General features: G+C 70.5%; 10 protein-coding genes and 2 pseudogenes. 7 read left to right on the top strand and 5 right to left on the bottom strand.

The genetic code is table 11. The annotated features are described in order from the left end of the window. Positions 1 to 81: 81 nt before the first annotated feature. The gene (locus OG373_RS13780) at positions 82 to 747 is read right to left on the bottom strand and encodes a hypothetical protein (protein ID WP_405438483.1); all 666 of its coding nucleotides are present in this window, start codon (positions 745 to 747) and stop codon (positions 82 to 84) included. Between the two features lie 230 nt (positions 748 to 977). Here OG373_RS13780 and OG373_RS13785 point away from each other — a divergent pair, with 230 nt between their 5' ends. The 5 genes from OG373_RS13785 (at position 978) to OG373_RS13805 (ending at position 7,185) form a co-directional block, all read left to right on the top strand. Then, positions 978 to 1,532: a hypothetical protein gene (locus OG373_RS13785; RefSeq protein WP_405438485.1), complete on the top strand. Its 555-nt coding sequence runs from the start codon at positions 978 to 980 to the stop codon at positions 1,530 to 1,532. 89 nt (positions 1,533 to 1,621) lie between these two features. Continuing rightward, the gene (locus tag OG373_RS13790) at positions 1,622 to 1,951 is read left to right on the top strand and encodes a hypothetical protein (RefSeq protein WP_405438486.1); all 330 of its coding nucleotides are present in this window, start codon (positions 1,622 to 1,624) and stop codon (positions 1,949 to 1,951) included. Between the two features lie 241 nt (positions 1,952 to 2,192). After that, complete coding sequence (locus tag OG373_RS13795) at positions 2,193 to 3,137, top strand: CehA/McbA family metallohydrolase (RefSeq protein ID WP_405438488.1); 945 nt, start codon at positions 2,193 to 2,195, stop codon at positions 3,135 to 3,137. Continuing rightward, positions 3,134 to 3,748, top strand: coding sequence for a hypothetical protein (locus tag OG373_RS13800; RefSeq protein ID WP_405438489.1), 615 nt, complete (start codon positions 3,134 to 3,136; stop codon positions 3,746 to 3,748). Before OG373_RS13795 ends, OG373_RS13800 begins: the two co-directional genes overlap by 4 nt. Before the next feature lie 77 nt (positions 3,749 to 3,825). Beyond that, positions 3,826 to 7,185, top strand: a complete 3,360-nt coding sequence (locus OG373_RS13805; RefSeq protein ID WP_405438491.1) for an NUDIX domain-containing protein — start codon at positions 3,826 to 3,828, stop codon at positions 7,183 to 7,185. A gap of 138 nt (positions 7,186 to 7,323) precedes the next feature. On the opposite strand, the gene OG373_RS13810 is transcribed toward OG373_RS13805, so the two are convergent. From OG373_RS13810 to OG373_RS13820, 3 genes and pseudogenes are all read right to left on the bottom strand, one after another. Beyond that, entirely contained in the window at positions 7,324 to 8,037 is a 714-nt protein-coding gene (locus OG373_RS13810) for a hypothetical protein (RefSeq protein WP_405438493.1), read from the bottom strand. A gap of 510 nt (positions 8,038 to 8,547) precedes the next feature. Continuing rightward, positions 8,548 to 8,682 (bottom strand): annotated as a pseudogene (locus OG373_RS13815) (JmjC domain-containing protein); the annotation flags it as partial. A gap of 34 nt (positions 8,683 to 8,716) precedes the next feature. Continuing rightward, positions 8,717 to 8,878, bottom strand: a pseudogene (locus OG373_RS13820) (JmjC domain-containing protein); the annotation flags it as partial. A gap of 415 nt (positions 8,879 to 9,293) precedes the next feature. On the opposite strand from OG373_RS13820, the gene OG373_RS13825 reads away from it, so the two are divergent. After that, on the top strand, positions 9,294 to 9,869 hold the full coding sequence (locus OG373_RS13825) for a hypothetical protein (protein ID WP_405438495.1): 576 nt from the start codon (positions 9,294 to 9,296) through the stop codon (positions 9,867 to 9,869). Next, on the top strand, positions 9,866 to 10,069 hold the full coding sequence (locus OG373_RS13830; protein ID WP_405438497.1) for a hypothetical protein: 204 nt from the start codon (positions 9,866 to 9,868) through the stop codon (positions 10,067 to 10,069). The genes OG373_RS13825 and OG373_RS13830 overlap by 4 nt, the downstream gene beginning before the upstream one ends. A gap of 18 nt (positions 10,070 to 10,087) precedes the next feature. On the opposite strand, the gene OG373_RS13835 is transcribed toward OG373_RS13830, so the two are convergent. Continuing rightward, positions 10,088 to 10,840, bottom strand: coding sequence for a hypothetical protein (locus OG373_RS13835; protein WP_405438499.1), 753 nt, complete (start codon positions 10,838 to 10,840; stop codon positions 10,088 to 10,090). Positions 10,841 to 10,849 lie beyond the last annotated feature (9 nt).

Genomic DNA, 10,849 nt, shown 5'->3' on the forward strand with positions numbered 1-10,849 from the left:
TGTTGGCGGCGGTGGGGGCTCCCTTACGTACGGTGCCCTCGGGCGTGAGGGAGTTATCTACGACCGAGGGTCAGTCACAGATCACTGGGTCCCTTCCGCGGCCTGCTGACGAGCGGTGGCCAGGGCGCTCTCGCGGCTGAACCGGTACGGGCTGGCGCCGGTGAACCGGGCATGCTGCCAGCCGCTGCCGTCCCAGTGCCGGCCCTGGACATTGCCCTCGAACACGGCCCACTGGCTCGGGTGATCGGGGTCGCGCGCGACGACGAACTCGCCGGTCACCTCATTGCTGCTGCGCGGGCCGGGGATGCGGTACTCGGAGATGAACTCTGCGGACTCCTCCGCCGATGCCTTCTCCTTCGCCTCCCACACCCGGAACTTCTCCTCGTCTGCGGTGTCGTGGAAGCGGACGCGGACCCAGCGCGCTGCGTCGAAGCCGTCCGTGTCGTCCCACTCCTGGGCAATGTCGACGAGTTCGTTCCACGTGCTGCGGAGGGTGTGCCGCCGGTCCAGCTCCCACTGCTTGTCCTGGGAGGCATGTGCGAGGGCGGACTCACCGAGCGCATGTCCGAGCATGCCGGAGAGCGAGGCCCAGGCTCCTCGCAGGGCCGAGTTGTTCCGGAATTCCTCGGTGCCGACGGCCCAGGACGGTCGCTTGTTGATCAGCCGGTCGCGGAGGAAGGCGTTGACGGCATCCAGGTCGTCGAGGGTGACGTCGGCCGCATAGCGAAGTGGTTCAGGCTTTGACATTCAAGGTCTCACCTTCATCTCGGGCGCATCGGGGTGACCCGCCGTCATGTCCGGTTTATCGCCTCGGATATCGCACATTATCCGAGCCGATAGGCACTCCGTGCACCGTCGCCCCGATCCCGTGGAGAAATCTCGCCGGTTTCTCCAAATTCCGCACCGGAGCGAGGCATGGCGGGCCATACTTGCCATGAAGAACCCGGAGAACCGGGTAAGAATCTGCCGGAGCCGCCATGAAGATCACCATCGAGGGCGCGGACGAGGCCTTCGCCGAGAAACTCGTCGCCCTCGCCGCCGCGCACCGGGCCGAGCTCACTGTCACGACCGTCAACACCGGCTGGACCGCCGACCGGGCCGAGCGCTACCTCCGCGCCCTGACCGCCGGCGCCCGCCGGTTCGCCGAGATGGTCGTCGTCGACGGCAACGGCCACATCGACGCCGACCGGCTGCGCAGCACGATCGGCAAGCTCAACGGCCCGACCGTCGCCCTGTCCCGCACGATCCCGCGCGGGGTCCGCGAGGGCTGGTGGCCGGAGGGAATCAGCGCGCCGATCAGCCCGGTATGGGATCCGGACAACCCCAGCTGGCACAAGAACATCGCCTACCAGATGGACGGGGAGAACGTCCCGGTCTTCCGGGACGCCTTCGCCCGCCTGGGCGTTGCCCCCGCCCCGGTCTCCTGGGGCAGCGACGACGTGCCGTCCGCGTTCGACCCGCCCCCGGGCTGGGGAGCCAGGGACGGCGTACCCCGCGTCATGTTCGACGATCCCGGCCAAGAGCCCGGGTGAGAGGGGGGTTGCGCGGCTAACCCCGCCGTCCTGCACAGTCGGCGCGGCCCGCCAGACGAGCGGACCGCACCGACCGCGAAAGGCCCCTCGTGTTACCCGAACTGTTCACCGACATCCTGTCCGGCGCTCTCATCACCACGTGCTCCACCGCACTGCTGGCCGGAGCCGCCACCGTCCCCCGCCGACTGCTGGACCGCTGGACCGCAGCCGGTCAAGGTCTGGCGTCAGCTGTCCCGTTGGAGTGCGCACGCACGCTCCGCCGGTACACCCTGCTGCGCACCTGCGGCCCGGGCCAGTACGACACCACCCGGCCCAGCGGCACAGTCATCACCCACCACATCGACGGACGCACGCAGCGCTTCGAGCTCACCGACGTCGCGCTCGGCGACGGCACCTACGCCGCCGAGCCCATCGACTGACCGAAGGAGGGCGCACCTGTTGAGCACCAGCCATCCGCCGGCCGGACGCCAAACGCCGGACGCCGCCAGGATCGCCGCCACGGAGCCGTACCCGGCCCCCGCAGCTGGGCGGTGCACCTGCACGCGGCAGCCCTGGCCAACGTCGACCGGCTCAGGAAGCTCGAAAACGGTCCCCACCCGCCCGTCCCTGCCGTCAGACCCGATCTGCCCACTGTCCCCAACCCCCGAGGTGCGACGACTCATGCTCATGACTGATCTGCCGTTCGATCAGCCCGGCCGGTTCTGGCGCGGGAACCTGCACACCCATTCCAACGAGTCCGACGGGGCGCTCTCACCCGCGGAAGTGGCGCAGCGCTATCAGGAGGCCGGCTACGACTTCCTGGCCGTCACCGATCACTTCCGGGCCGAGTACGGATTCCCGCTGACGGACACCCGGCAGCTGCGTGCACCGGGATTCACCACACTGCTGGGAGCCGAGCTGCACGCCCCGCGTACCGAGGCCGGGCCGAAGTGGCACATCGTCGCGGTGGGGCTGCCCCGCGGCTTCGCGCCCCCCGAGCCGGGCGAGAGCGGACCGGAGCTGGCGCGCCGGGCACGGGCGGCTGGTGCGTTCATCGGCATGGCTCACCCGGCGGCTTCGCTGCTCACCACCGCCGATGCCGAGAGTCTGGACGCCGCCCATGCAGTCGAGGTGTACAACGCGCTCGCGGATCGCGAGCACCGGGGTGACAGCTGGCACCTGACCGACGTCCTCCTCAACCGTGGACACCGGCTGAACGCATACGCCGCCGACGATGCGCACTTCCAGCCCCAGGATCCGCCTGGCTGTGTGGCCTGGGTTCAGGTGCGCGCCGAGTCCCTCGACCCTGAAGCGCTCCTGTCGGCCCTGAAGGCCGGTCACTACTACTCCAGCACTGGCCCCGAACTGCACGACATCAGGCTCGACGACGGCCTGATCACCGTGCGCTGTTCACCCGTGAGCAAAATGCTGATCACCGGTGGTGCTCCGGGCCTCCAGGTCGTCGAGGGCGAGGCGCTGACGGAGTGCTCCCTGCCCGTGGCCATGTTCGGGCAGGGTTTCTGCCGAGTCACCGTCGAAGACGCCGATGGCGGGCGGGCCTGGAGCAATCCGATCCATCTCACAGCACATTCGGCCGCACCGACCCCCACGCAGCAGCGATCATGAAACCTCACGTTGCCGTCGACCCCCAGAAGGGACCCTTCCTCATGCTGTGGCCCGCGCTCCGCGCGCTCTCCCACGGGGAGCTGACACCCGACCAGCAGCAATGGCTGATCGAAGCGTTCCGACTCGACGCGACGCCCCGTACCGAAGGGCCCGGAGCGGCGTCGAGCATCGCGCACCGCTCCTTCACCGACGACAACGGCACCCGCCTCGTCCTGGACCTGGCCCGGACCGGCGAGTCCGGCTGGGTGTTCGCCTTGTTCTACCCGGAGCAACGGCCCTCCGCCGGCACCGTCGAAGACCACCGTGCCCTGTTCCGGGCGGCCATCGACCGGCTCGGCCTCACCACCGTCGAGATCACCCCCGCCGCCACCGCCGACGAGGTCCTGGTCCCGTCCCTGGAACCGTCCGGCGACGCCGAGTCCGCCTTCGGCTCCCACTGGGACCTGCCGTACGACGACCTCGACCGGGTGTGGCCGCACGTCGGACTGCGTGCGGACGCTCCGCGGGAGGTCAAGGAGGTCAAGCTGCGCGAGCTGATGCGGACCCCGGCCTGGTCCGCCGCCCCCACGGCTCTGCGGCTCCAGGCCGAGGAGTTCCTGCGCGGCGAATGACCCCGCCGCCGGGCCCCCGGCCCAGGGGGACGGCCGGCAACGGCACCACGTATCGAAACGAGCAGACGGGGGCTGCGATGAGCGAGCAGTTGGGCCATGAGACGTCCGGGACAGACGCCGGAACCACCACGCTGCCCGCGATGGCGGGTGACGGCTGGGTGAACTGTGCTCAGGGCCATGGACACTGGGGCCGGTTCGGTGCCGCCGGGCTGCTGCCCGTCCACCGCGGCACGGACGGTGAGGCGTACGTGCTCCTGCACCACAGGAGCACGGGCACCGACCACGGGGACACGTGGTCGCTGCTCGGAGGCGCCCGCGACAGCAACGAGTCCGCAGCCGAAGCCGCGATCCGTGAAGCAGTCGAGGAGAGCGACTTCGATCCCGCCCGGGCCCGCGTAGAGCGAGTCGTACGGGACGACCACGGCGGCTGGTCGTACGACACCGTGATCGTTTCGGTCGACCAGCGAATGGCTGTCCAGCCTGTCGAGGGCGAGTCCCTGGCCCTGGCCTGGATCCCTCTTTCCCAGGTCCCGGACATCAACCTGCATCCCGGCTTCGCCGCGAGTTGGCCCAAGGTCCGCACTGCGCTCGACTCAGTGCTGAACGGTGAGCCGTCCACGCCCGGGACCGCGTCGACCGACGTCACGTCGCTGCCCGCGCACCCCGTCACCGGCGCACACGTGATCGCCCGCGAGGCGCTCGGCCACGGCGCTGGGATCACACAAAGAGAGCTGGCCACCTTCGACGACGGCACCCAGGCCGTCTACGAGGAGCATGCGCGGGCCCAGGACGTGGTGAACAGACTGCTCGACGCCTACGTCGGCCGCGCAGTGGGCTCTCGCGTTCCGCTGTCCCACCCGATCGGCCCGCGTACGGTGTACACCGATCACATGCCTGGTGAGCCGGCCTCCACCCGCCACCAGGACCTGGTTGATCTGGCGGACCGAGGGGCGGTAAGGACCCGTGACGGCGTGTTCCTCGGCCTGCACCACGCCCTGACCGCAACCCAGGGCTTCACCATCGCCCAACTCGCACTCGGAGAGCAGCAGAGCCTGATCACGGTCGTGGACGGTGTCACGTCCCGCGGCCTCGTCCCGGACCCGTCGAACCCGTTCGTCACCACCTTCTTCCAACAGGCCGAGCCGCACGTGTTCTCCTGGGTGGACAATCCGGTTCCCCCCGGCGACATCGAGATCATGCGCCGGCACCTCGACGGTCTGCGGCCCCTGTTCGAGCACGTTGCCCGGCCCGAGCTCCATGACACGGTCATGGAACGGTTCGGCCAGGTTGCTGAACACGCCACCGGTACCGGGGCACTGCTACCCAGGCCGCCCGGTCACCCCGTCGCACTGCCCGTGCCGGCACCGGAGCGACACGACCCGCTGCCCCCGCCACTGGGCTCGCAGGAACGGGCCGACCGGCTCCGGGTCGGCGAGGCGCTGCTGACCGACAACGGCCGGATCAGCAGCACGCCCCAAGCCAAGACCATCGCGATCCGGGCCATAGCCGAGCGGATGCGATCGTCCACGCCCGAGCTCGTCCTCGCGGCGATGGGCCTGAACATCGGCAACGACATGGCGGACCATCTGGGCGACGGCAGCTACGTGCTGGTCCCGCACAACGAGCAGTATCCCTCCATGGGGGCCGACGTCCTTCACGTCGATGAACTCGACCCGGGCAATCCCCGGCACGCCCCGGACATGGCGGTGCCCATGGACGGCCCGCAGGCCGACACCCTGGTCCGCATGATCGCGGTCAGTGAACTCATGGGGTCATGGTCGTACGGCTCCAACAACAACGTCCGCGTGCTCGCGCTGCAGCAGGCCACCCGTGAGGAGTTCGGCCTCACCGAGGTGCTGGAATGGCGGATGGACCCGAAGACCCGGTCCGCTGTTGACCTCGAGCTCGACTACAACCGCGACGCGCTGCGGGAGTTCCTGCGCACCCAGTACGAGATGACCCAGGAGGCCCTCGCCGCACACGGCATCACCGAAGTGATGTCCTACCGGGCGATGAGCTGGCCGGAGGGAGCAGGACAGCCCGAATGGGCGGGCCTGGACGTCGGGGAAACCTTCGAGGCCCGCCAGAGGCCGCTGGCGAGCTGGTCTGCGGACCGTCAGATCGTGGCCGACTGGCTGGAGCAACGTGGCGGGGGCGGCGTGGTCCTGGCCGACCTCAAGCCTGCCGAGGACATCCTGTCCCTTCCCATGACAGGGATGGGATATTTCGGGCAGAAAGAGTGGGTCACGCTGCCGGGCGACAGCCTGGTCACGCTCGACGGCGTCTTCGCCGCCGGGCCCCCGGCCCCTGCCATGGAACAGACCGCGGCGAGCAGCGTCGCACTCGGTGCCCCGCTTCTGGCCGACGCCGAGGAGCCGGAGAACGCCGTGCAGGAGAGTACGGCGCAGGTCCCCGATGAACCCGGCTCCCAGTGGCGGCCTCTTACGATCACGGCGGAGCTCGATCCCGCCGATCCGTTCGACAGCCGGATCGCCCGGATACTGGAGGGCGAGGAGGAGTTCCCGGACTGGTGGCCCCGTGACGACTCCGGCTACGCCATCACCCAGCGCGACCTGGACTTCCTCGGCATCAACCCGGTCCAGATCAAATGGCTGCTCAGTGGTGAGGCTCCCATGGGGATGACACCGGAGCTCTACCAGGGGTTCCGCACGGAGATGCTGGAGGCACTGGGGCAGGACGGCATCGAGGCATCCCAAGTCGACATCCGTCTCAAGGGCACCGGCGCAGACTTCTTCTCCGGCCTTCACAAGACACTGCCTCGCGAGGAGGATCTGGCGGCCGGCAATCCGGAGGCGGCGCAACGCCTCCGGGAATGGCTCGGCGGCAACGAGGACCGCCCTGTGCGGCGCCCCTACGACTTGATGTGGCGCCTTGGCGCCGAACCTGAGCCCAGCGACTTCGACCTCGATATCAACAGCACCGCGATCGTCCGGGCCGCACGTGAACACTGGAACGCCCACCACTCCGACCGGTATCCGGGCGACTTCATGGGCGGGCACGGGTACCTCGAGAAGCAAACGGTGATGGAAGCCTTCCCTGCGCTGGCCGAGTGGGCGGGCCGCTGGGAGATGACGCTGGGCAGGCCGATGTCCCTGGGGGTCTTCGAGTCCAGCGGCCCCTTCGACGCGACCCAGCTCGGCCGTACCCTCTCCTCTCACTTCCGCGCCACCGACTGGATCATCCACAGCAGCGACTCCGTCGCGGTTCCTCGCCCCCAGCTCGGGGACGACCAGAAGGGAACACGTCCCTCCGCCGGCCCGGCCGGCTCCCGGCGGCCCGACGCGAACGCGGCGCGGGCCCGGTCCACCACGACACGCAGTCGCCCAGCGCCGAAGAGCGGTCCGGTTGTCCCGCCGGGAGCGGGCGGCGGGCCGCACCACACGCCTCCAGAGCGCAGGCGCGGACGGGGCAAGTAGCCCAGGTGAGCCGCTCCAGCCCGGCACCCTCAGGCGCGGGACACGGCTACAGCTGGGCCAAGTGCTCGCGAATGGGGCCGGCTAGTGCGGCGTAGAAGTCGGTTCGGTCCTGGGCCTGGAGGATCTGGGCCCAGACGGTCAGCAGGCCGGTGCGGGTTCGGGGCGGTCCAGGATGTGGGCGAGCTCGGTGCGGGTGCGGGCGGAGGTCTCGGGGACGGGCAGCGCGTACATGTAGAGGGTGGCCGCGTCGTAGCCGTACGGGGCGCGGCCCCATCCTTCCCAGTCCAGGATGTGCGGGCCGCAGCTGATGTTCGCCCAGTGGAGGTCGCCGTGGGCGGTGGTCCAGGTGACGCCGTCGACCTGGTGGCCGGTGAACTCGGGGATGACGCGGCGCAGGTATTCCTCGCGTACGGCCTCGCGGTTCGTCGGCGGCGGGACGTCGGCGAGGACGTCCAGGGCGGCCGCCATCTCCTTCCACCACGTCTCGGGCAGGTCGGGGTCCTCGTCGAGGGCGGGGCGCGGGGAGACGATCGGATCGGGGGCGAAGGCGTACAGCTCGGCGCGGTAGGCGTGCGTCTCGGCGCTCCAGTCCCGGACGTGGAGCAGGTCGGGTCGGGGCACCGAGGCTGGGAGGGTGTGGGAGGCGTAAGGGCCGTCCCACAGCTTGCCGCCTTCGGTACCGGCCTCGGCGCAGACCACGCGGAGCCAGTGCGGGCCCGCGGCCGACGGCAGGGTCCGGCCCCGGTACCCCCACACCCGTCGGCCGGTGGCTCGCAGGCCGAGCTGGGCGGCGGCGTGCTGCTGGGCGGCGAGCATCCGGTCGACGGTGGCGGGGGCGGGGGCCTCGAACATGGGGCGGGCCCTACCTCGGGTGGGAAACGGCGGCCGCGTCCTTGGATACCAGCTCGGTGGCGAGGGCTGCGACCTGTTCCACGGACAGGCCCGACCGCTCGGCGAGTCCGCCGAGCGGTCAGCCGGGATCCGGACACCAGGGCCTCGAGCGCGGGGCGCACGAACGGGTGGAGCTCCCGTTCGTGTCCAGCGGCGCGCAGCACCACGGCTCCGTCCGATCCTTCCAGCGCAGCCCGGACGGTCGTGAGGGCCAGGACCACGTCGGGGTCGGCCGGGATGGCGCCAATGTGCGGGAGGGAGGGGGCCGGGCGGCCGGGGTCGCGAGCGTCCAGGGAGGCGGCGAACTCCGAGACGATGTGGGGGGTGGAGGGCCTCGAACACCTCCTTACGCAGCTGCTCGGCGTATGCGGTGCGCTCGGCGGGGCCAGCCACGGTGGGCACGTTGGCCCGCAGGGTGGGGGAATGGAGGAGCTGTCCGGCGAGCCACACCAGGAGGTGGTGGCCGGTTGCCGGGGTCAGGCCGCAGGTCAGGTGCAGGGACCGGCCCTGGGTGGCGGCCACGGCGTGCCACCAGCCCCGCGGCACGTACAGCATGTCCCCGGCCTGCAGGCGACCTCGGTGGCCGGAGGCCCTTCGGGCGTCTCGGGTGCTTCGACGTCCAGGCGGAGCGGGTCGTGCGGGTCGCCCCGTAGAGGTTCCAGCGTTTCGAGCCTTCGAGCTGGAAGATCACGGTGTCGTGGTCGTCCCAGTGGATCCCGAAGGCTTCGGTGGGGTGCCAGGAGGCCCCGGCATGGTGAGCCCAGACGGAATCGGCGGACTGCTCCGCAGCATCAGGGAGCACGCGGACCGGACCCGGGAGCAACAGGCCAAGCTGCTGACGGCCGCCGGTCCCTGGTGCGGGGTCGAGAACCTCAAGCGCTGGGAGAGCGAGCGCCGGTTACCCACCCCGGTCCGGCGTCCGGCGAGCCGCGCCGTCTACGGCCTGACCGAGGAGCAGCTGGACGAGGCCCTGGCCACCACCCAGCGGCACCGCAGGCAGCACAGGAAGGACGATGACGTGAAGCGACGACAGCTGATCACCCTCGCGGCGGCCACGGCGGGGTTCGCCGTGCTGCCCGGCATCGCGCAGGCACGGGAGGGCATCGACACCGGCCTGGACGTCGACGGCGCCGGGGACCCTCGCCTACCTCGAGGGCGCCTTCGAGCGACACCGCGGCGGCTACAACGGGCGCGCCCCCGACGCTGTCCTGACCGAGATGCGCGACGACCTCTCCCTGCTCGCCGCCGTTCTTCGCCGGCCCCACCCCGTGAAGGACCGCACCAACCTGGCGCGCACGGCCGCCGGGATCTCCGGCCTGGTCGCGATCGTCCAGCACGACCGCGGCGACCAGGCCGACGCCCACCGCTGGTTCGCCACCGCGGCGAAAGCCGCCCGCGAGTCCGGCGACCGGCGGATGACCGCATGGGTCCTGGGCCGCCACGCCATGGTCGGCCTGAATTACGGCGCCCCGGGGCAGGCCGCCCGCATCGCCGCGCAGGCCCGCCGGGAGGCTGGCACCCGCCCCTCTGGCGCGGCCGCGCTCGCGGCCGCCGTCAACGCCCGCGCCCTGGCCGCCGTCGGTGACCTCCCCGGCGCCCGCCGGGCGGTGGACGACGTCCGCACCCTGGCCGAACAGCTCGACGGCCCCGAGGCAGCCGACACCTGGTTCGGGTACCGGCCCAGAAGCACGCGGTCCACCTCTCGCAGGCGTACACGCTGCTCGGCGACACCCGCGCCGCCTACCGAGCACAGGACGACGCCCTGGCCCTCACGTCCTCGCCCTCGGTCATGACCCGCGCCCTGATCGCCATGGACACCGCCGCGTGCCTGCGCGTCGACGGTGACCCGGGCGCGGCCGCCGAGATGGCCGCCGCCGTCTACGACCGGCTACCACCCGCATACCGGAGCGGCCTGGTGCACTCCCGCGCACAACTGCTCCACCGACACCTGAACGGCGCCCGACGCCGACTGCTCGGCGACGCCCTCAGCTAAAGACATTTTGGGCGTTTTTCAGGCGCCGGATCGGGCCTGGGGGCGGCGCTTGGTGCCGTTGATCCAGGCATTTACGTCCGCGATGAGCTCCATCCTTTGGCGCTCAAGTTTGCTTTGCCGGATGCGAAAGCGTTCTTGGATGAGGTGCTCCGCCGACCTGCGGCCGTGATCGAGCAGATGGACCTGGTCCGACGGCTTTGTAATGCCGGACGCTCGTAACGCCTCGCGGGCCTCTGCGATGAGGGCGCTGTGGTCCGCGTCCCGAGCCCGTTCGTCCTGCGCCGTATGCAGTTTCTCCACGGCGATCAGGGCGGTCAGTGCAGCCTGGGCGCGGGCCTGCCGTGCCTCGGGCAGCGCCGCGAGCGTCTTCTGGAAGTATGCCGCGGATGCCTGCCCGCGGAGATCGTTCAAGGCGCGCGCAGACATCGTGGTCGGGATGCCGTTCTGAGCGACCGAATAGGCGGTTTCGGCCAGTTCCGTGCATCGTTCTTTCAGTCGAGGAGGAACGACCAGCAGCAGTCGACGTACCGCGGCGCGTACCGCCTGGGACTCGATCTCGAGCCAATCCTTCTTTCCGCCCTTGTCGTCGACCGTCACCTCGCCTATCGCATCGACTGCGGTCAAGAATGCGTCCAGCGCGTCCAGCTGACGGGTGACGTGGGCGGAGTGGGCCGCGGCCCGGACGGTCCGACGCGTCGTATACCCGGAGACGGAACCGGCGATCAGCGCGCCCGTAACGACAGCCACGGGCGCCCACTGCGCGATATTCATGGATATATG

Origin of the sequence: Streptomyces avidinii (genome assembly GCF_045161815.1) — a bacterium.
GTDB lineage: Bacteria > Actinomycetota > Actinomycetes > Streptomycetales > Streptomycetaceae > Streptomyces > Streptomyces avidinii.